The following is a 20,730-nucleotide window of genomic DNA, read 5'->3' as shown; positions in this document are numbered from 1 at the left end:
CAGGCGATGCGGCCGCGCGCGTCCTGTTCACGGTATCCGGCCAGCCCTGTTCACCCACGCGCTGATGCATGGGCCACCGCCGTTGCCGGCGGTCCATGCGGTACCTGACGATGACCGAGCTCCAACGCCCCACCCTGACCCTGCCCGCCGACGGCAAGCGCCTGCTGCTGCATTCGTGCTGCGCGCCCTGTTCCGGCGAAGTAATGGAGGCGATCACCGCCTCCGGGATCGACTACGCGATCTTCTTCTACAACCCCAACATCCACCCGGTGAAGGAGTACGAGCTGCGCAAGCAGGAGAATATCCGCTTCGCCGAACAGCACAACATTCCCTTCATCGACTGCGATTACGACACGGACAACTGGTTCAGCCGTGCACGCGGCATGGAGAACGAGCCCGAGCGTGGTATCCGCTGCACGATGTGCTTCGACATGCGTTTCGAGCGCACCGCGCTGTATGCGCACGAGCACGGCTACGACACCATCAGTTCGTCGCTGGGCATCTCGCGCTGGAAGAACATGGCGCAGATCAACGACTGCGGCATCCGTGCCGCGTCGCGCTATGAAGGCCTGCAGTACTGGGACTACAACTGGCGCAAGGGCGGCGGTGCCAGCCGCATGATCGAGATCAGCAAGCGCGAGCAGTTCTACCAGCAGGAATACTGCGGCTGCGTGTACTCGCTGCGCGATGCCAACCGTCACCGCCGCGAGAATGGCCGCGAACGGATCAAGATCGGCCTGCTGTACTACGGGCAGGACGCTGAGACGCCGCAGGGCGATTGACGTGTGGGCATGGGGCGGCCACGCTGGTCGCCCCTTCTGCTGTACCGGAACTGCCATGACCGCCCTGCCCGCCGATGTCGCCCTGCTGGTGATCGACCTGCAGCCGGACTTCATGCCCGGTGGCGCGCTGGCCTGCGACCAAGGCGATGCGCTGGTGGCACCGATCGCCGATCTGCTGGCACAGCGCCGCTACCGCACCGTGGTGGCAACACAGGACTGGCACCCGGCCGACCATGCCTCGTTCGCCAGCCAGCACCCCGGCCAACGCCCCTTCGAGACCATCCTGCTGCACGCGCAGCCGCAGACCCTGTGGCCGGACCACTGCGTGCAGGGCAGCGCCGGTGCCGCGCTGCATCCGGGCGTGGACTGGACCGTGGCCGACCTGATTCTGCGCAAGGGCACGCGCCAACAGGTGGATTCATACAGCGCCTTCCGCGAGAACCATGGCCCCGATGGCGAGCGCCCGGCCACCGGCCTGGCCGGCTGGCTGCACGAACGCCGCATCCGCGAAGTGCACGTGTGCGGCCTGGCCCGCGACTACTGCGTGCTGTGGAGCGCGCAGGACGCGGTGAAGTCCGGCTTCCGGGTGAAATTCCTGTGGGAGCTGACCAAGCCGGTGACCGACGCCAACGACGCGATGGTGCGTGAAGCGCTGGGCAAGGCGGGGATTTCGATCGCCTGAGGCGTGACCGCCGGGCATGGCCCGGCGCTACCGCGCACGTCGCTTATGCCGCTTGCGCGCTCCTGCCCACGACAACACAATCGATTCATCCAGCCCCCTAACTACGCCCCCCTACAGATCGCGGGACGGCCGAACCGGGGGCTTTTCATTGGATGAAATCAGGATTCGGTAGTGCCGGCCGCTGGCCGGCAACCTCGGGATCTCTGCAGTTGCCGGCCAGCGGCCGGCACTACCGGATAGCACCCGTGGTAGCGCCGGGCCATGCCCGGCGGACGCGGGATGGGCGATTACCGGAACACGACCGTACGGTGCCCGTTGAGCAGGATGCGGTGTTCCACATGGCGGCGCACGGCGCGTGCCAGCACCAGCGATTCGGTATCGCTGCCCAGCCGCACCAGTTCGCGCGGAGCCATCGCGTGGTCCACGCGGGCCACGTCCTGTTCGATGATCGGACCTTCGTCCAGATCCTCGGTGACGTAGTGCGCGGTGGCGCCGATGATCTTGACCCCGCGTGCGTGCGCCTGATGATACGGCTGCGCGCCCTTGAAGCTGGGCAGGAAGCTGTGGTGGATGTTGATCGCACGGCCGGCCAGCGCGCGGCACAGCGTGGGTGACAGGATCTGCATGTAGCGCGCCAGCACCACCAGATCGATGCGTTCGCGCTCGACCAGGTCGATGATCTGCTGTTCCTGCACCGCGCGCGTATCAGCGGTCACCGGCAGGTGGTGGAACGGCACCTGGTAGGACGCCGCCAGCGGCGCGAAGTCGGCGTGGTTGGACGCTACTGCGGCAATGTCCACCTTCAGCTGGCCGCTGTGGGCACGGAACAGCAGGTCGTTGAGGCAGTGCCCCTGCTTGCTGACCAGCACCAGCAGGCGTGCACGGCGGCGGCCATCATGCAGCTGCCAGTCCATGCCGAAGCCGGCGGCGAGCGTGGCCATGGCGGCGTGCACGGTCTCCAGCGGCAGGCCGGCATCGCGATCGAAATGCACGCGCAGGAAGAAGCGGCCGCTCTCCTCGTCGCCGAACTGCTGGGCGTCGAGAATGTTGCAGCCGTGGTCGAACAGCAGGCCGGATACGCGGTAGACGATGCCGGTACGGTCGGGGCAGGACAGGGTGAGGATGGAATCGGGGCGCATCGCCCGAGTGTAGGGCAGCAGCCTGTCCTCGGGATCGATGGTCACCGATGCAACCGACCTGCTTGGTTCAGTCCCAAGCGATACTTGGGTTTCTCCATGGCAAGCTGGTCGGTCATGAACCTGTTGCAACTGATCCGCAGCTTCACCCGCACCGCAGAGACCGGCAGCATTGCCGCCGCGGCCCGCATCCTTGGCATCAGCGCCACCGCAGTCGGCCAGAACATCAACCGGCTGGAGGCGCATCTGGGCGTACGGTTGCTGAACCGAAGTACGCGCCAGCTGGCCCTCAGCGAGGCCGGCGCGCTGTACCTGGCGCAGGTGCGCCACATCGAAGCCGACCTGGCGCGTGCACAGGCGATGGTCACCTCTGGTGACATCGAACCGGCCGGGCCACTGCGCATCGCCAGCAGCAGCGCCTTTGGTCGCCACGTGCTTGCCCCCTTGCTGCCGTCGCTGCAGCAGCGCTACCCGCAACTGCAGCTGGAGCTGCGCCTGACCGATCGCGCCGTGCAACACGGCCCGGAAGCGGTGGATGCCAGCATCCGCATCGGTGCACAGCTGGAGGACGGTGTCGTCGCACGGCAGCTGGCGCGCGTGCCGTTCGTGTTCTGTGCCTCGCCGGCCTATCTGAAGGCACACGGCACCCCGCAGCAACCCTCCGAGCTGAGCGGCCATCGCGGGCTGCTGCACCGCTTCCCCACCGATGGCCGGCCGCTGCGATGGGGCCTGTTGAAGGATGGCCAGCGCGTGGACGCCGCACTGCCGCCGAGCATGGTCTGCGATGACATCGATGCCCTGGCGACGCTGGCCGCAGCCGGTGCCGGCATCACCCGGCTGGCCGCATTCGTGGCCGAGCCGTACCTGCGCGATGGCCGCCTGCAGGCGGTGTTCGGCGCCGACACTGCATGGCGCCCCGAACCGATGGAAGTCTATTTCTGCGTCAGCGACCGCCGCGATTTCACTGCCAAGATCCGCGCACTGTTCGAGCACCTGCAGGCCGGCATGGCGCCGGCCTGGCGGGTGTGAGCCTCAGCGCGCCTTGAACACGCCGCGCGCATCGCGCGGCTCGCAGCGCAGGTACTGCGGTGCCGGCTCCACGCTGTCACGCAGCGCGGCGGCGGCATGCCACGGCCAGCGCGGGTCGTAGAGGATGCCGCGCGCCAGGGCTACCGCATCGGCGTGGCGATGGCGCAGGATCGATTCGGCCTGCTCCGGCTCGGTGATCATGCCCACGGCGATGACCGGCATGCGCACCTTGGCCTTGATCGCCGCCGCGAACGGCACCTGATAGCCCGGGCCGACGGTGATCTTCTGGCGCTCGTCCAGGCCACCGCTGGAGACATGCAGGAAGTTGCAGCCGCGCGCGTCCATCACCTGCGCCAGCGCTTCGCTCTGCACCAGATCCCAGCCGCCATCGACCCAGTCGCTGGCGGAGATGCGCACGCCCACCGCGACCTTGTCGGACACTGCCGCACGCACAGCATCGAAAACCTCCACCAGCAGGCGCAGGCGGTTCGGCAGCGAGCCACCGTAGCCATCGGTGCGGCGGTTGCTCAGCGGCGACAGGAACTGGTGCAGCAGATAACCGTGCGCGGCATGCAGCTCGATCAGCTCGAAGCCCAGGCGCTCGGCGCGCACCGCACTGGCGGCGAAGGCGGCGATGACCTCGGCGATGCCGGCCTCGTCCAGTTCCTGCGGTGCCGGATCGGCGGCATGGAACGGCAGCGGCGACGGCGCCACGGTGGCCCAGCCACGCGCATCATCGGCCGGCAACTGGCCACCACCGTCCCACGGACGCCTCACCGAGGCCTTGCGGCCGGCATGGCCCAGCTGGACGCCCAGCGGCATCGGCGACCAGCGGCGGACGCTGGCCAGCACCTGCGCCAGTGCGGCCTCGGTGCCGTCATCCCACAGGCCCAGGTCGGCCCAGCTGATGCGGCCGCGCGGTTCGACCGCGGTGGCTTCCAGGATCAGCAGGCCGGCACCGGACTGCGCCAGGTTGCCCAGATGCATGGCGTGCCAGTCGCTGGCGCGGCCATCTTCGGCGGAGTACTGGCACATCGGCGCGATGACGATGCGGTTGGACAGGGTCAGGGGGCCGAACGAGATCGGCGAAAACAGCTGGCTCAAGACGGTGATGAACGACGTAGGGGGTGCGTATTGCACCGCCGCACGGCCTGCGAATCAACCGTCTGGATGGATCGCTGTTTCGCGGTGGGCGTGCAGCCGAGCGCGTGCTCGGCTCAGGACGAAGCCCACGCGGCCAGCGCCTCGGCGCAGTCCCGTTCATCCTTGAACTGCAGCAGGTCGTCGGCGCGGGTGCGGCCACGGTTCAACGCCGCCACCGGCAGCCCTGCCCTGGCCGCCGCCTGCACGAAGCGGAAGCCGGAATAGACCATCAGCGATGAACCCACCACCAGCACGGCGTCGGCCTGCTGCAGGTGCTCCTGCACCGCCTGCACGCGCTCCCGCGGCACGTTTTCGCCGAAGAACACCACATCCGGCTTCAACACGCTGCCGCAATGCGGGCACTCGGGCACCACGAACGCGGAGAAATCGGCCTCCAGATCGGCATCACCATCGGGCGCGATGCCTGCCTCCAGCGCGTCCCAGCCGGGATTGGCGTCCAGCAGGCGCTGCTGGAAGCCTTCACGATCGCTGCGACGCTCACAGCCCATGCAGCGCACAAGGTCCAGGCGGCCATGCAGGTCGATCACGTTGTGGCTGCCGGCGCGCTGGTGCAGGCCGTCCACGTTCTGGGTCAGCAGCACCTGCAGCGTGCCGCGGCGTTCCAGCGCGGCCAGGGCCTGGTGGGTGCCGTTGGGCCGGGCCAGGCCGAAGCGCGGCCAGCCGAGCAGGCTGCGCGCCCAGTAACGTTGGCGGGTGGCGGCCTCGCCCATGAAGGCCTGGTAGGTCACCGGTGGCGTGCGTTTCCACTGGCCGTCGGCATCCCGGTAATCGGGAATGCCCGAGGCGGTGCTGCAGCCGGCGCCGGTCAGCACGAACAGGCGCTGGGCACGGTCGATGAAGTCGGTCAGTGGCAGGGTCATGGCTGCCAGATGGGGGCGCGGTGGCGCCCCCGCAAGCGCCGGTCCGTTGGCCGGGTCAGGCCGCCGGCAGCGGCGGTACCGCGATCGGGTGGCCTTCCTCGTCCAGCGCGATCATCACGAAGTGGCCGCGGGTGCACAGCTTGCGCTCCCCGCTGTGCAGGTCTTCGGCGACCAGTTCCACCTCCACCTTCATCGAGCTGCGGCCGACTTCGACGATGCGGCCGATGGTTTCCACCATCTGGCCGATGCGGATCGGCAGCTTGAAGTCGACCTGGTCGCTGCGCGCGGTCACCACGGTGCGGCGCGAGTAACGGGCGGCGGCCAGGAAGGCGGCCTTGTCCATCCACGCCAGCGCCTGGCCACCGAACAGGGTGCCAAGGTGGTTGGTGTGGTTGGGAAAGACGATTTCGGCCATGCGCACTTCGGTAGGCGGCACGGTCTCGGGGATGGGGGTCATGGGGGGCTTCGGTGTGGGGTGCTGCGAATTCTAAGCGACCGGCGTGATGGCCATCGGAATGCACGTGCAACGGTCACCCGGCAGCGGTGCCTGCGCAGGCCGCGCCTGCGGCAGGCGTTACACTGCGCCACGCCCACTGCCAGGACCGCCCATGCCCGCCACTTCCGACCTGCTGGCCTTCGCGCTTGTTTCACTGGCCATGGTGCTCACGCCCGGGCCGAACATGATCTACCTGATCTCACGCTCGATCTGCCAGGGGCCGATGGCAGGCCTGATCTCGCTGGGCGGGGTGGCGCTGGGCTTCGTGTTCTACATGCTGTGTGCGGCACTGGGCATCACCGCCCTGCTGATGACCGTGCCGTTCGCCTACGACGCGCTGCGCATCGGCGGCGCGCTGTACCTGCTGTACCTGGCCTGGCAGGCGCTCAAGCCCGGTGGCCGTTCGCCGTTCGCCGTTCGCGAACTGCCGCAGGACAGCCCGCGCAAACTGTTCACGATGGGCTTCCTGACCAACCTGCTGAACCCGAAAGTGGCGGTGATGTACCTGTCGCTGCTGCCGCAGTTCCTGCATCCGGACGGCGAGGGCAGTGTGCTGATGCAGTCGATCGTGCTGGGCTCCACCCAGATCGCGGTGAGTGTGACCGTGAACGGCATGATTGCGCTGACCGCTGGCAGCATCGCCGGTTTCCTGGCCGCGCGCCCGACCTGGCAGGTGGTGCAGCGCTGGCTGATGGGCACGGTGCTGGCCGGGCTGGCGGTACGCATGGCGGTGGAAGGGCGACGCTGATTGTAGAGTCGAGCTTGCTCGACCGCTTTGCGCGAACGGCAGTCGAGCAAGCTCGACTCTACAAAGGCCCGCGTGCAGCATGACGGCCGGTAGCACCAGGCAGGCTCCGCCGGGCATGGCCCGGCGCTACCAACAAAAAAACCCCGGCGTTGGCCGGGGTTTTTCGTTGCGACAGATCTGACCGGTTCGATCAGAAGTTCATGTCGAAGGCGACTTCGCCCTGCACGCCGACCTGGTAGGCCGAGACGCGGCGTTCGAAGAAGTTGGTCAGCTCCTGCACGTCCTGCAGTTCCATGAACGGCAGCGGGTTGCGCACGTTGTACTTCTTTTCCATGCCCAGCTTGGCGAAGTGCTGGTCGGCGCAGTGCTGCAGGTACTGGCGCATGTCGCGGGTGGAGATGCCGGCCACGCCACCGGACAGCACGTCCTCGGCGAACTGCACTTCGCATTCGATGGCTTCGGCCAGCATGTCGTAGACCTGCTGCTTCATCTCGTCGTCGAACAGGTCCGGTTCTTCCTCACGCACCACGCGCACCGACTCGAACGCGAACTCCATGTGCGCGCTCTCGTCGCGGAACACCCAGTTGGTGCCCGAGGCCAGGCCCGGCAGCAGGCCGCGCGAACGGAAGTAGTATACGTAGGCGAAGGCAGCGAAGAAGAACAGGCCTTCGATGCACGCAGCGAAGCAGATCTGGTTGAGCAGGAACTGGCGGCGCTCGGCACGGGTCTCGATGCGCTTCAGGTCCTGGATCGAGTCGATCCACTTGAAGCAGAAGTCGGCCTTCTTCTTGATCGAGTCGATGTTCTCCACCGCGGCGAAGGCTTTGACGCGCTCTTCCGGATCCGGCAGGTAGTTGTCGAGCAGGGTCAGGTAGAACTGCACGTGCAGCGCTTCTTCGTACAGCTGGCGCGACAGGTACATGCGCGCTTCCGGCGCGTTCAAGTGCTGGTACAGGTTCAGCACCAGGTTGTTGGACACGATCGAGTCGCCGGTGGCGAAGAACGCGACCAGGCGGTGGATCAGGTGGCGCTCACCCGGCGACATCTTGCTGTGCAGGTCGGTGATGTCGATCTGGAAGTTGATCTCTTCCACCGTCCAGGTGTTCTTGATCGCATTCCGGTACATGTCATAGAACTGCGGGTAGCGCATCGGGCGCAGGGTCAGTTCAAAACCGGGATCGAGCAGCATCTGCTTGGGCTTGTCGGCCATGGGTGTTTCCTTGTCTTCTCGGGTCAAAACGCCGGGCATGGCCCGGCGCTACCTTGGTGTTTTCTGCAGTCGAGCATGGCTCGACTCTACAAAGGGGTGTGCCGGCCAAAGGCCGGCACGGCCGCTTTTATTGGCAGGCCTCGCAGGCTTCCGGGTTTTCCAGCGAGCAGGCGATGGCTTCGTCCGGGCTGAACACCTTGGCCGGGGCTGCGCTGCTCACCGTGGTCTTGGCGATCTTGGTGGCCGGGCGCGAACGCAGGTAGTAGGTGGTCTTGATGCCCTGCTTCCAGGCGTACATGTACATGGAGGACATCGCGCCGATGTTCGGGCTTTCCATGAACAGGTTGAGCGAGGCCGACTGGTCGATGAAGGCACCACGCTCGGCGGCCATGTCGATCAGCGAACGCATCGGCAGTTCCCACGCGGTGCGGTAGACCTCGCGCAGCGTTTCCGGAATCTGTGCCACGCCGGCGATGGAGCCTTCGGCCAGCTTGATGGCGTCGCGCATGTCGGCGGTCCACAGGCCCAGCTTCTTCAGCTCGTTCACCAGGTAGCGGTTGACCTGCAGGAAGTCACCGGACAGGGTCTCGCGCTTGAACAGGTTGGACACCTGCGGCTCGACGCACTCGTAGCAGCCGGCGATCGAGGCGATGGTCGCGGTCGGCGCGATCGCGATCATCAGCGAGTTGCGCAGGCCATGCTCCTTGATGCGGGCACGCAGGGCATCCCAGCGCGCGGTGTCTTCCGGCACCACGTTCCAGGCGTCGAACTGCAGTTCGCCACCGGCGGCGCGGGTGTCGTTGAACGACGGGTGCTTGCCGCGTTCCTGGGCCAGCTCGCAGGAGGTTTCCAGCGCGTGGAAGTAGATCGCTTCGGCGATCTTCTTCGACAGAGCGCGGGCTTCGGCGCTGTCGAACGGCAGGCGCTTGCGGAAGAACACGTCCTGCAGGCCCATGCAGCCCAGGCCGACCGGACGCCAGCGCAGGTTGGCGCGGCGGGCGGTTTCGATCGGGTAGAAGTTCAGGTCGATGACGCGGTCGAGCTGGCGCACGGCCAGGCGCACGGTCTCGGCCAGCTTCTCGAAGTCGAACTCGTTGTGCTCGTCGAAGTGGTTGCCCAGGTTGATCGAACCCAGGTTGCACACCGCGGTTTCATCGTTGGAGGTGACTTCCAGGATTTCGGTGCACAGGTTCGACAGGTGGATCACGTTGCCCGGACGCAGGGTCTGGTTGCTGGCGCGGTTGCACTTGTCCTTGAAGGTCATCCAGCCGTTGCCGGTCTCGGCCAGCGTACGCATCATGCGGGCGTACAGCTTGCGCGCGGAGATGGTGCGGTTGGCCTTGCCCTGCGCTTCGGCCTGCAGGTAGGCCTGCTCGAAGGCTTCGCCGAACAGGTCGGTGAACTCCGGCACGACGCGCGGATCGAACAGCGACCATTCCTGGTCGGCCTCGACGCGCTTCATGAACAGGTCCGGCACCCAGTTGGCCAGGTTCAGGTTGTGCGCACGGCGGGCTTCGTCACCGGTGTTGTCACGCAGCTCGAGGAAGTCCTCGACGTCGGCGTGCCAGGTTTCCAGGTAGACGCAGGCTGCGCCCTTGCGCTTGCCGCCCTGGTTCACCGCGGCCACGGACGAATCCATGGTCTTCAGCCACGGCACGATGCCGTTGGAGTGGCCGTTGGTCGACTTGATCAGCGAACCACGCGAACGCACGCGGGTGTAGCTGACGCCGATGCCGCCGGAGAACTTCGACAGCTGGGCGATGTCGCCGTACTTGGAATAGATCGACTCCAGCGAGTCCTGCGGCGAATCCAGCAGGAAGCACGAGGACAGCTGCTCGTGGGTGGTGCCGGAATTGAACAGGGTCGGGCTGGACGGCAGGTAGTCCAGGTTGCCCATGCGCTTGTACAGCGCCAGGGTCTCGGACACATCCTCGCTCAGCGCGCTGGCAATGCGCAGGAAGAACTGCTGCGGGGTCTCGATCACCTTGCGGGTGTGCGGATGGCGCAGCAGGTAACGGTCGTACAGGGTACGCAGGCCGAAGTAATCGAAGTTCAGGTCCAGCGAGATGTCGATGGCATCGTTGAGCTTGCGCGCGTTGGTCTGCACGAAGTTCAGCAGGCGGTCGTTGATCAGGCCGACTTCATGGCCACGGCTGACCGACTGCGAGAAAGCGTAGATTTCCTGGCCCGAGACTTCCTTGGCGATGTAGTTGGCCAGCAGGCGCGCAGCGAGGCGGCCGTACTCGGGCTCTTCACCGATCAGCAGGGCGGCGGTGCGGATGGACAGTTCGTCCAGCTCGCGGGTGGTGGCGCCGTTGTACAGGCCGGAAATGGTGCGGGTGGCCACGCGCATCGGATCGACGGCGTGCAGGCCTTCGGAGGAACGCTGCACCGCGCGCACGATCTTGTTCAGGTCCACCAGTTCGGTCGTGCCATTGCGCTTGGTCACACTCATCGCGTTGGCCGTCGGCGGCGACGTCAACAGGAATTCGCTTTCCTTCTCGATGGTGGCGCTGGATTCGGTGGTCACGGCGTGTGTCCTCTTGGCGTGATTGGTGGGTGCTCGATGCATCGGGTGACGCAGCCCGGGACATGACAGCCCAGGATGGCAGGACGGCGTCGCAGGGGATGAGACCCTGCGCCTGCCACTGCCGTTGACGATCGCGGATGGGTACCCCGGGCACCCCCTGGAATTGGGGTTGCTGCGACCGACGGCCACAAGATAGTGGGGGTAATGGGGCCCGTCAACGCCAAATGTAGTGAAATTCGGCAATCCCTTGCGCCGCAAGGATCGTGCCATCGGCGCCCGGATCAGACGCTTCAGACCTGCCGGAACGGGCTGCGCAGTCAAGCCCGAAAGGCGTCATCGCGGTGGTACAACGCACCGCGAAAACGGAACAATGACAGCTTCACATGACAGTGATGAAACTGGCTAGGGACAACCCTGTGGATAGCTGGTGGGCAGCCGGTGGGAATCCGGTGGACGGGTGACTTCCGGCCGGTGACGCCCGCGCGCTGGCAGCGGATGCTGGCCGCTCGCTCCCGGAAAAGGATGCTCCGATGCACCTGCGGTTGCCCGCGCTGGCCCTGCTGCCTGCCCTGTTCATTGCCCCAGCGCTGGCCGCCGAGGGGCCGGACCTGCGTTCGGACCAGTGCGGTATCCACACCGACTATGACGTGCTGGTGGACAGCGGTGGCATCTGGCTGCGGCATGGCCCGCAGGCGCCGCATGAAGTGGTGTTCCACGACGGCGAGCTGAGCCTGGATGGCAGGATGGTTACGGTCAGCGCCGCCGACGCGGCCCGCCTGCGGCAGATGGAGGCCGGGGCACGGCAGCTGATGCCAGCGGTCACCGCACTGGCCCATGAAGTGAGTGGGCTGAGCTTCGACGTGCTCGACGGGGTCTATGAGAGCCTCACCGGCACCGCCAACAGCCGCAAGGTCCGGCGCCTGCGCCGGCAGGCCGATGACTGGATCGGCGGCACGCTGGGCAAGGGTTACTGGGAACAGGCAGTGTTCGGGCCGGGCTTCGAGGCCAAGGTGCAGGACATGGCCGAGTCGCTGTCCGCGTCCATCGCCCGCAGCGTGCTGTGGCAGGTGTTCACCGGTCGCAGCGATGCGATGGAGGAACGCGCCGACCGCCTGGACGCGCAGATGGAACAGCAGCTGGAAGGCCGCGCCGAGCGCATCGAGGCCCGCGCGCAGGCGCTGTGCCCGCTGGTGCAGTCGCTGGCAGACGCCCACGACGCGCTGGAAGTGCGCTACCAAGGCCAGCCACTGCGGCTGCTGGAGCGCGGCGAGAGCGTACGGGTGGGGCACGGCGATGGCTCGGGCCTGCATATGTCGGCCGGGCCGGATGAGCGGCCGCGTGGGAATGCGGTGGCGCCGACCCGGTAACCGCGCGGCGGATGCCGGCCAGCGGCCGGCACTACCGGAACCCTGGCCGGCAACGCATTTGCCTGGGTGGCGCCCTCATGCCCGGTGCGGGGTACCCAGGTACTCGGCGCTCTGCATCTCGATCAGGCGCGAGGCGGTGCGCTCGAACGCGCCCTGCAGGCGCTGGCCGGTGTACAGCTCGATCGGCGAGGTGCTGGCGGTGCAGACCAGGTTGACGTGGCGGTCGTACAGCTCGTCGATCAGATTGACGAAGCGGCGCGCGGCATCTTCGTTCAAACGGTCGAAGGCGGGGATGCCGCCCAGCAGCACGGTGTTGAACTCGTGCGCGATCTCGATGTAGTCCGACGGGCCACGCGGGCCCTCGCACAACGCGGCGAAATCGAACCAGGCGATGCTCTTGCCACGGCCGCGCACCGGGATCTTGCGGCCTTCGATCTCGATGTTGCCGGGCTTGGCCGGCTGGCCGCCGCTCAGTTCGTTCCAGCGCGTGGCCAGCCACTCATCGCTGTCGGCAGCCAACGGTGCGCGGTACACCGGCGAGCGGGTCAGCGCGCGCATCCGGTAATCCTCGGTGCCCTCGGCGTACAGCTCCACGCAGAAGCGCTGCAGCAGGCCGATGGCCGGCATGAAGCTCTCACGCTGCAGGCCGTTGAGGTACAGGTTCTCCACCGCCGTGTTGGAGGTGGTCACCAGGGTCACGCCCTCGGCGAACAGGCGCTCCAGCAGCCGTGCCAGCAGCATCGCGTCGCCGATGTCGGTGACGAAGAATTCGTCCAGCACCAGCACGCGCAGGTTGCTGCGCCATTCCTGGGCGATCTTCGCCAACGGGTCGCTCTGCCCCTGGTGCTCGCGCAGGCGCTCGTGGACGCTGCGCATGAAGCGATGGAAATGCGTGCGGTACTTCTGTTTGATCGGCAGGCCGTCGTAGAACAGGTCGACCAGGAAGGTCTTGCCACGGCCGACGCCGCCCCAGAAGTACAGACCCTTCACCGGCTCGGGCTTCTTCCAGAACGAGGACAGGCGGTCCAGCCAGCCGTCTTCGGCGCTGTCGACCAGGCCCAGGTGGATGCGGTCCAGTTCGGCCAGCGCTGCGTGCTGGGCCGGGTCGTTCTGCCAGTCGCCACGGGCAACCCCTTCCGCGTACCGCTGCGACGGGGTCAGCTCGGTTGCACTCATGCCGCTGCGCCCAGCCAGTGCTTCACGCCGTGGGTCAGCGCGCCACGCAGATCGATCAGCTTGCGGTGGAAGAAGTGGCTGGTCTCGGGCATGCGCACCAGCTCATGCGGGACGTCCAGCGTGTCCAGCCACTGGTAGACGGCCTGCGGGTCGACGATCTCGTCCTGCTCGCCCTGGATCACCAGCCAGCGGGCCGGCGGCGCGATGCCATCGAAATCCCAGCGGCCGGCCGGCGGTGCGATCGAGATCAGCGCTTCCGGCTGCAGCGCGGCAGCCGCCTTCAGCGATACGAACGAGCCGAAGCTGAAACCGGCCAGCCACAGACGGTCGTCGGGGCGCTGGCTCTGCACCCAGGCGGCGACGGTCTTCAGGTCATCCTGCTCGCCCACGCCGTGGTCGAACTCACCGGCCGACGCGCCGACGCTGCGGAAGTTGAAGCGCACCGTGGTGATGCCCAGCTCGCGCAGGGTGGTGGCGGTCATGGTGACCACCTTGTTGTGCAGGGTGCCGCCTTCGGTGGACAGCGGATGGCAGATGATGGCCACGATCGGCTGCGCCGACACATCGGCCTTGGGCAGGTCGACGACCACTTCCAGCGGGCCGGCCGGGCCGGCCAGTTCGAGGCAGGCGGTTTCGCCGGGGGCGACGGGGAACGAAGGCTTGTGCATGGCACCATGATACCGTCCCCTGCCCCTGCCCTGTGCCCGCCCCATGCTCTACCTGTCCTTGGCCGTGATCTGCAGCGTGCTGGTTTCGGTGTTGTTGAAGGTGGCCGGACGCCGCCAGCTGGATGTTTCGCAGATGGTCACCTGGAACTATCTGGTGGCGGCAACGCTCACCGCCGTGGTGCTGCAGCCGCCGCTGGACGCACTGCGCGCGCCACATGCCCCGTGGCTGTCGCTGCTGGCACTGGCGGTGGTGCTGCCATCGATCTTCCTGGTGCTGGGCCGCGCGGTGGCGGTGGCCGGCATCGTCCGCAGCGACGTGGCGCAGCGCTTGTCGTTGCTGCTGTCTTTGGCCGCCGCCTTCCTGTTCTTCGGCCAGACTGCGACGCCGTGGAAGCTCGCCGGTCTCGGCCTGGGCCTGCTGGCGATGGTGGCGATCAGCCTGCGCCCGCGCGGCCCGGCGGTGGCGTCCTCACCCGGCGGCTGGGGCTGGCTGCTGGGCGTCTGGGCCGGGTTCGCGGTGGTCGACGTGCTGCTCAAGCAGGTGGCGCTGTCCGGCACGCCGTCGATGGCGGCGGTGCTGGCCAGCTTCAGCGTGGCCTTCGTGCTGATGCTGGCACTGCAGCTGTGGCGGCACGCCAGTGGCCGCAGCCGGTTGGCTTGGCGCAACCTCGGTGCGGGCGCGCTGCTGGGCCTGCTCAACGGCGGCAACATTCTTTTCTATGTGCACGCGCATCAGTCCATGCCGGAGAACCCGGCCACCGTGTTCGCCGGCATGAACATCGGCGTGGTGGTGCTGGGCGCGCTGGTGGGCGTGTTCGCCTTCGGCGAGGCCACCACGAAGTGGAACCGCGCCGGGCTGGCGCTGGCGGTGCTGGCGATTGGATTGATCGCCTGGGGCTGAGCCCGGCCTCGGGGTCAGAGCCCATTTCGGTGGAATGGGATCCGACCCGACGCTGGGCGTTATTTATCGAAGCCCAGCAGCAGCGGATCGTGGTCGGAACTGCGCCACGGGCCCTGCACGTTGCGGCCCTGGTAGCCGCTGGCGTCCTGTTCGTCGGCATTGCTGTGCCACTCGGCGGCACCGCGCAGGCGCTGGGCCATGCCCGGGCTCAGCAGCGCATGGTCGAGGCGGCCGGTATAGCCGTTGTAGACGTAGCTGTAAGGATGCTCGACCTGGGCGACCTTGAATGCGTCCTGCCAGCCCAGGTCATGCAGGGTGCGGATCGGGTCTTCCATCGCGTAGGCGTTGAAATCGCCCAGCAGCACCACGTCCTTCACCTTCAGGCGGCCAGCTTCGGCCTGCACCCACTGGTTCAACTGCTTTGCCGATTCCACCCGGGTGGCATTCCAGCAACCCTGGCCATCGTTGCGGTCGGCATCGCCGCCGCTGGCATCACGGCAGCCCTTGGACTTGAAATGGTTGGCGACCACCATGAACGGTGCGCCCTTGCCCTGGAAGGCCTGCGCCAGCGGTGCGCGGCTGTGTTCGGCGAAAGGACCGTCGGTTCTGGTCAACGGCTTGCCCAGCGGCTTGAACGCGCTCCTGCGATAGATGATGCCAACCCGGATCGGGTTGCTGCCCGGCCCCTCGCCGGCATCGACGAAGGCCCACTGCTTGTCGGCGGCAAGACCGGCGTTGAGGGCGCTGACCAGTTCGGCGATGGCCGACTGCGGGCCATAGCCATCGTTTTCCAGTTCCATCAACGCGGCGATGTCGGCACCGAGCGCGTTGACCGTGGCCACCAGCTTGCCGACCTGCGCCTTGTGCTCTTCCAGCGTGCGCGCGCCGCGCAGGGTCGGGAAGCCACCGCCCTGGCCATCGCCATTGAAGAAGTTCTCCAGGTTGAATGCAGCGATATGCAGGCTGCCCGGCACCGTCGGCACCGCCGGACGCTTCAGCTCGGGCAACGTGAGTGCACCCTCGACCTGCAGGCGCGGACGGCCCTGTGCGTCCACGTGCACGACACCTTCCACATTGCGCAGCTGCATGCCGGTGCGCAGCACCGGGTTGGCTGGCAGGTAGGCCACGCTGGCCGGGTCGCGGGCTTCGCTACCGTCGTCCAGCAGCAGGCGGCGGCGCTGGATGTCGGCCATCACCTGCTCATAGCCGGCAGTACCCGGCGCGGCCACTTCGGTCGGCTGCCAGAGGCGGCCATCGAAGGCCACGGTGAGCTGCCCAAAGCGCTCCAGGCCATCGGTGCCGGCCAGGGTGAGCGGTGCGGCGATGCGCACGCGCTGGCCATCCAGCGCACGCCAGTCGGCCGGCGCGGTGGTCAGCACCACGGTGGCGCTGCTGCGCGCGGCGGACGGCGACGCGACCGGTGCGGCCTGCGGCTGGGCCTGGGCAAAGGCGCCGGCCGGCAGCAGCAGGGACAGGGCAAGGGCGAGGGAACGGCGGCGCATCGACGGGCGACTCCATGGAATAGGCGCACAGACTAACCCTGAAATGCGAAACCCCGCCTGCGCAGCGGGGGGATATGGGCGATCAGGCCTTGGTGGGCAAAGCCTGGTAGTGCCGGCCGCTGGCCGGCAACCTCATGACCTTCGTGCAATGCGTGGTTGCCGGCCAGCGGCCGGCACTACCGGTTACTTCAGGTTGCCCAGCATCCAGTCCACGGTGGCGTGGATCTGTTCCTCGGTCAGCGCCGGGTTGCCGCCCTTGGGCGGCATGATGCCGCCATCCGGACCGGTATAGCCCTCGATGGCGTGCTTGTAGAGAGTGTCCTTGCCCTGTGCGATGCGCTTGTCCCAGTGCGAATGGTCCAGCGTCGGCGCCATGCCCACGCCGGTGGTGTGGCAGGCGGTGCACAGGTTGTCGAAGATGACCTTGCCGTCCTTGGTGCCGCCGTAGGCCACCTGCGAGGCGGCCTTGGCCAGCGCGGCGGCCTTGGCCGCAGCCTGCGCGGCGGCGCCGGTGCTGCCGGCATAGACCGCGCCGGTGGGCGAGATGCGCTGTTCGGTGCGCTTGGCCGCGGTCGGCGACACCTCGGGCGGAATCCGGGTGTGGATGTAAGCGGCAAGGAGGATGAGGCCGAGGGTGATGGTCGCCAGCAGCGCGATCACCATGGAGAAGCGTTTCAGGAACTCCAGATCGTAATTCCGCACTCTTCGTTACCCCTGGCTGATAGTCGTTGGACCACGGCTGAGCGACTGCGTGATGGACCGAGTATAGAACGCGCTTTGCGTGCGACAACAGGCGTCACTGCTGGTGCGGCGCAGCATTCGGACCCGGTAGTGCCGGCCGCTGCCCGGCATCGCCAGCCCGCCGGATGGATCGTGCAGAAGCCGGCCAGCGGCCGGCTCTACCGGATTACCGGGCGCCGATCGCGCGCAGGCAGAAGCTGCAGATCGCATCCACCAGTGCGTCTTCGTCGCGGTGTGCTTCGCGGCTGGGCGCGGTCGGGCCGACCATCGCCTCGGTGAAGGCGCCGACCAGGCAGGCGGCGGCCACATGCGCGTCCTGCGCCGGCAGCTCACCGGCGGCCACGCCCTCCTCCACCAGCCGCAGGAACACGTCGCCGAAGGCACGACGACCACGCATGCGCTCGGCTTCCACGTCCGGGTCGACCGGTTCGACGATGAAGGCATGCGCCAGCCCCGGCCCGGCCAGGGCGCGGCGGACGAAGGCGGTGATCGCCAACCGCAGGCGCTCGCTGGCCACCTCCGGGCCGCTGGCGATGCGCTCCATGATCGCGACCTCGTGGGCCACCGCGGCGTTGAGCACCTCCACGAACAGCTCGGCCTTGGACGGGAAGTGGCGGTAGATCAGGCCGGTGGACACCCCCGCCTGGGTCGCCACGGCGGTCACCGGGGCATTGCGCCAGCCGCCGGTGGCGACCAGCTCACGGGTGGCCAGCAGGATCCGTTCACGGGCCCCGGCCAGGCGTTCTTCCATCAGTGCAGAGCGTTTGTAGGCCATGTTTTGATTCTAGTTTCAATTTTTGAATTTGTATTCACTTCTTACCCGAACCCCGCTACGCTGGGGTCCAATCGCCCGTGCGGGCAGCGGTCCTGCAGACCGCCGCCCGCTCCCCCGCCGGGTGCGTCCATTTCCTGCCATCCCGCCGTGGAGCCACCACAATGCACGTGCCATCCCTGAACTTCGATCTTGGCGAAGACATCGACCTGCTGCGCCAGAGCGTGGCCCATTTTGCCGCCGCCGAGGTCGCACCGCTGGCCGCCGAGGCCGATGCCAGCAACCAGTTCCCGCTGGCCCTGTGGCCGAAGCTGGGCGAACAGGGCCTGCTCGGCCTCACCGTGGAAGAAGAATACGGCGGCACCGGCATGGGTTACCTGGCCCATGTGGTGGCGATGGAAGAAATCTCGCGTGCCTCCGGCGGCATCGGCCTGTCCTATGGCGCGCACTCCAACCTGTGCGTGAACCAGCTACGCAAGAACGGCAACGAAGAACAGAAGCAGCGCTTCCTGCCCGGCCTGTGCAACGGCAGCCTGGTCGGCGCGCTGGCGATGAGCGAGCCGGGTGCCGGTTCGGACGTGGTGTCGATGAAGCTGCGCGCCGACAAGCGCGGTGACCGCTACGTGCTCAACGGCAACAAGATGTGGATCACCAACGGCCCGGACGCCGACGTGCTGGTGGTCTATGCCAAGACCGACATGGAAGCGGGTGCCAAGGGCATCACCGCGTTCCTGGTCGAGAAGGGCATGGAGGGCTTCTCCACCGCGCAGAAGCTGGACAAGCTGGGCATGCGCTCCTCGCCCACCTGCGAGCTGGTGTTCCAGGACTGCGAGATTCCCGAAGAAAACGTGCTGGGCCAGGTCGGTGGTGGCGTGCGCGTGTTGATGTCCGGCCTGGATTACGAGCGCGTGGTGCTGTCCGGTGGCCCGCTGGGCCTGATGGCCGCGGCCATGGACGTGGTCATGCCCTATGTGCACGAGCGCCACCAGTTCGGCGAACCGATCGGCAGCTTCCAGCTGATCCAGGCCAAGATCGCCGACATGTACGTGGGCCTGGGCGCGTGCCGCGCCTACGTCTATGCCGTCGCGCGCGCCTGCGACCAGGGCCGCACCACCCGCCAGGATGCCGCCGGTGCCATTCTGTACGCCGCCGAGAAGGCCACCTGGCTGACCGGCCAGGCGATCCAGATCCTGGGCGGCAACGGCTACATCAACGAATATCCGACCGGCCGCTTGTGGCGCGACGCCAAGCTGTATGAAATCGGCGCCGGCACGTCGGAGATCCGCCGCATGCTGATCGGCCGCGAACTGTTCCAGCGCACCCTGTAAGGCCAACGCGATGACCGTCCTGAACAGCCAGCTGCAACCGGGCAGCGAAACGTTTGAAAGCAACCGCGCCGCCATGCAGGCCGTGGTCGACGACCTGCATGCCACCCTCGCCCGCACCGCGCTGGGCGGCAGCGAAGCCGCGCGCGCCAAGCACACCGCACGCGGCAAGCTGCTGGTGCGCGACCGCATCGACGCCCTGCTCGATCCCGGCAGCGCCTTCCTGGAAATCGCGCCGCTGGCCGCGCACGGCATGTACGAAGACGCCGTGCCCGCCGCGGGCGTGGTGGCCGGCATCGGCCGCGTCAGCGGCGTGGAATGCGTGATCGTGGCCAACGACGCCACGGTGAAGGGCGGCACCTACTACCCGATGACGGTGAAGAAGCACCTGCGCGCGCAGGAGATCGCCGAGCAGAACCACCTGCCCTGCATCTACCTGGTCGATTCCGGTGGCGCCTTCCTGCCGCTGCAGGACGAGGTGTTCCCCGACCGCGATCATTTCGGCCGCATCTTCTACAACCAGGCCAACCTGTCCGCGCAGGGCATCCCGCAGATTGCCTGCGTGATGGGTAGCTGCACCGCCGGCGGCGCCTATGTGCCGGCGATGAGCGATGAGACGGTGATCGTGCGCGAGCAGGGCACGATCTTCCTCGGCGGCCCACCGCTGGTGAAGGCGGCCACCGGTGAAGTGGTGACGGCCGAGGAACTGGGCGGTGCCGACGTGCACACGCGCATTTCCGGCGTGGCCGACCACATGGCCGACAACGACCTGCAGGCGCTGGCACGGGTGCGCGCGATCATCGCGCAGTTGAACTGGCGCAAGCCGGAACCGGCGATGGCGGTGCAGGCCAACGAGGAACCACTGTTGCCGGCATACGACCTGTACGGGGTGATCCCGGCCGACACGCGCAAGCCCTACGACGTGCGCGAAGTGATCGCGCGCCTGGTCGATGGTTCGCGTTTCGATGAATTCAAGCCGCGCTACGGCGCAACGCTGGTGACCGGCTTTGCGCATCTGAACGGCTACCCGATCGGCATCATCGCCAACAACGGCATCCTGTTCTCCGAGTCGGCACTGAAGGGCGCGCACTTCATCGAGCTGTGCACCCAGCGCAACATCCCGCTGGTGTTCCTGCAGAACATTACCGGCTTCATGGTCGGCCGCAAGTACGAACAGGGCGGCATCGCCAAGGACGGCGCCAAGCTGGTGATGGCCGTGGCCTGCGCCAAGGTGCCCAAGTTCACCGTGGTCATCGGTGGTTCGTTCGGTGCCGGCAACTACGGCATGTGCGGCCGCGCATACTCGCCGAACTTCCTGTGGATGTGGCCGAACGCGCGCATCGGCGTGATGGGCGGCGAACAGGCCGCCAGCGTGCTGGCCACGGTCAAGCGCGATGGCATCGAAGCCAAGGGCGACCAGTGGCCGGCGGCGGAAGAGGATGCGTTCAAGGCACCGATCCGCGAGCAGTTCGAACAGCAGGGCCATCCGTACTACGCCAGCGCGCGCCTGTGGGATGACGGCGTGATCGATCCGGCCGACACCCGCCGCGTGCTCGCCCTGGCGCTGTCGGCCAGCCTCAACGCCGCCCCGCAGCAGACGCGCTTCGGCGTGTTCCGCATGTAACCCGTGCCATGACCGAG

The 20,730-nt window shown here is 67.3% G+C and carries 19 protein-coding genes; 8 read left to right on the top strand and 11 right to left on the bottom strand.

Annotated features, from left to right (window positions below; translation table 11 throughout):
- The first annotated feature begins 95 nt into the window (after positions 1–95).
- Together ACZK2R_RS00985 and pncA are read left to right on the top strand one after the other, a co-directional pair.
- The gene (locus ACZK2R_RS00985; RefSeq protein WP_422348122.1) at positions 96–782 is read left to right on the top strand and encodes an epoxyqueuosine reductase QueH; all 687 of its coding nucleotides are present in this window, start codon (positions 96–98) and stop codon (positions 780–782) included.
- A 55-nt stretch (positions 783–837) separates the two neighbouring features.
- Positions 838–1,464 (top strand): bifunctional nicotinamidase/pyrazinamidase, encoded by a 627-nt coding sequence (pncA, locus tag ACZK2R_RS00980; RefSeq protein WP_032128204.1) that lies wholly within the window; start codon positions 838–840, stop codon positions 1,462–1,464.
- Positions 1,465–1,751: 287 nt separating this feature from the next.
- Here pncA and purU read toward each other — a convergent pair whose 3' ends face one another.
- Positions 1,752–2,603 (bottom strand): formyltetrahydrofolate deformylase, encoded by an 852-nt coding sequence (gene purU / locus ACZK2R_RS00975; RefSeq protein WP_032128205.1) that lies wholly within the window; start codon positions 2,601–2,603, stop codon positions 1,752–1,754.
- A gap of 114 nt (positions 2,604–2,717) precedes the next feature.
- Here purU and ACZK2R_RS00970 point away from each other — a divergent pair, with 114 nt between their 5' ends.
- Positions 2,718–3,629 (top strand): LysR family transcriptional regulator, encoded by a 912-nt coding sequence (locus ACZK2R_RS00970; RefSeq protein ID WP_049399772.1) that lies wholly within the window; start codon positions 2,718–2,720, stop codon positions 3,627–3,629.
- 3 nt (positions 3,630–3,632) lie between these two features.
- Here the strand turns inward: ACZK2R_RS00970 and ACZK2R_RS00965 are convergent, their stop codons facing one another.
- The 3 genes from ACZK2R_RS00965 to ACZK2R_RS00955 form a co-directional block, all read right to left on the bottom strand.
- Positions 3,633–4,733, bottom strand: coding sequence for an NADH:flavin oxidoreductase/NADH oxidase (locus ACZK2R_RS00965; protein WP_180838045.1), 1,101 nt, complete (start codon positions 4,731–4,733; stop codon positions 3,633–3,635).
- 113 nt (positions 4,734–4,846) lie between these two features.
- The gene (locus ACZK2R_RS00960) at positions 4,847–5,653 is read right to left on the bottom strand and encodes an NAD-dependent protein deacetylase (RefSeq protein ID WP_180838044.1); all 807 of its coding nucleotides are present in this window, start codon (positions 5,651–5,653) and stop codon (positions 4,847–4,849) included.
- 55 nt (positions 5,654–5,708) lie between these two features.
- A complete protein-coding gene (locus ACZK2R_RS00955) occupies positions 5,709–6,110 on the bottom strand; it encodes an acyl-CoA thioesterase (protein WP_004153688.1) in 402 nt (133 codons plus the stop codon).
- Between the two features lie 151 nt (positions 6,111–6,261).
- On the opposite strand from ACZK2R_RS00955, the gene ACZK2R_RS00950 reads away from it, so the two are divergent.
- Positions 6,262–6,897 (top strand): LysE family translocator, encoded by a 636-nt coding sequence (locus tag ACZK2R_RS00950; protein ID WP_032128209.1) that lies wholly within the window; start codon positions 6,262–6,264, stop codon positions 6,895–6,897.
- Positions 6,898–7,087: 190 nt separating this feature from the next.
- Here ACZK2R_RS00950 and ACZK2R_RS00945 read toward each other — a convergent pair whose 3' ends face one another.
- Entirely contained in the window at positions 7,088–8,107 is a 1,020-nt protein-coding gene (locus ACZK2R_RS00945; protein ID WP_008264781.1) for a ribonucleotide-diphosphate reductase subunit beta, read from the bottom strand.
- Between the two features lie 127 nt (positions 8,108–8,234).
- Positions 8,235–10,637 (bottom strand): ribonucleoside-diphosphate reductase subunit alpha, encoded by a 2,403-nt coding sequence (locus tag ACZK2R_RS00940; RefSeq protein WP_032128210.1) that lies wholly within the window; start codon positions 10,635–10,637, stop codon positions 8,235–8,237.
- A gap of 530 nt (positions 10,638–11,167) precedes the next feature.
- Here ACZK2R_RS00940 and ACZK2R_RS00935 point away from each other — a divergent pair.
- On the top strand, positions 11,168–12,004 hold the full coding sequence (locus tag ACZK2R_RS00935; protein WP_180838043.1) for a DUF2884 family protein: 837 nt from the start codon (positions 11,168–11,170) through the stop codon (positions 12,002–12,004).
- A 75-nt stretch (positions 12,005–12,079) separates the two neighbouring features.
- On the opposite strand, the gene zapE is transcribed toward ACZK2R_RS00935, so the two are convergent.
- The gene (gene zapE, locus ACZK2R_RS00930) at positions 12,080–13,180 is read right to left on the bottom strand and encodes a cell division protein ZapE (protein WP_125895454.1); all 1,101 of its coding nucleotides are present in this window, start codon (positions 13,178–13,180) and stop codon (positions 12,080–12,082) included.
- A complete protein-coding gene (locus tag ACZK2R_RS00925; RefSeq protein ID WP_180838042.1) occupies positions 13,177–13,848 on the bottom strand; it encodes an alpha/beta hydrolase in 672 nt (223 codons plus the stop codon). The genes zapE and ACZK2R_RS00925 overlap by 4 nt, the downstream gene beginning before the upstream one ends.
- Positions 13,849–13,891: 43 nt before the next feature.
- Between ACZK2R_RS00925 and ACZK2R_RS00920 the strand changes: the two genes are divergently transcribed.
- Positions 13,892–14,749 carry an EamA family transporter gene (locus ACZK2R_RS00920; protein ID WP_180838041.1) on the top strand — a complete coding sequence of 286 codons (858 nt, stop codon included), beginning with the start codon at positions 13,892–13,894 and terminating at the stop codon, positions 14,747–14,749.
- 59 nt (positions 14,750–14,808) lie between these two features.
- On the opposite strand, the gene ACZK2R_RS00915 is transcribed toward ACZK2R_RS00920, so the two are convergent.
- From ACZK2R_RS00915 to ACZK2R_RS00905, 3 genes are all read right to left on the bottom strand, one after another.
- Positions 14,809–16,251, bottom strand: coding sequence for an ExeM/NucH family extracellular endonuclease (locus tag ACZK2R_RS00915; protein WP_180838040.1), 1,443 nt, complete (start codon positions 16,249–16,251; stop codon positions 14,809–14,811).
- Between the two features lie 183 nt (positions 16,252–16,434).
- Positions 16,435–16,953 carry a c-type cytochrome gene (locus tag ACZK2R_RS00910; protein WP_005407662.1) on the bottom strand — a complete coding sequence of 173 codons (519 nt, stop codon included), beginning with the start codon at positions 16,951–16,953 and terminating at the stop codon, positions 16,435–16,437.
- Between the two features lie 205 nt (positions 16,954–17,158).
- A complete protein-coding gene (locus tag ACZK2R_RS00905) occupies positions 17,159–17,767 on the bottom strand; it encodes a TetR/AcrR family transcriptional regulator (RefSeq protein ID WP_005407661.1) in 609 nt (202 codons plus the stop codon).
- Positions 17,768–17,928: 161 nt separating this feature from the next.
- On the opposite strand from ACZK2R_RS00905, the gene ACZK2R_RS00900 reads away from it, so the two are divergent.
- On the top strand, positions 17,929–19,092 hold the full coding sequence (locus ACZK2R_RS00900) for an isovaleryl-CoA dehydrogenase (RefSeq protein ID WP_032128216.1): 1,164 nt from the start codon (positions 17,929–17,931) through the stop codon (positions 19,090–19,092).
- A gap of 10 nt (positions 19,093–19,102) precedes the next feature.
- Positions 19,103–20,713: a carboxyl transferase domain-containing protein gene (locus ACZK2R_RS00895; RefSeq protein ID WP_125895450.1), complete on the top strand. Its 1,611-nt coding sequence runs from the start codon at positions 19,103–19,105 to the stop codon at positions 20,711–20,713.
- Positions 20,714–20,730: the final 17 nt, after the last annotated feature.

It is taken from the genome of Stenotrophomonas sp. 96582_Sma (assembly GCF_056480905.1).
The sequence above is the reverse complement of the archived record's forward strand: the minus strand, read 5'-3'. Positions and strand labels throughout refer to the sequence as shown.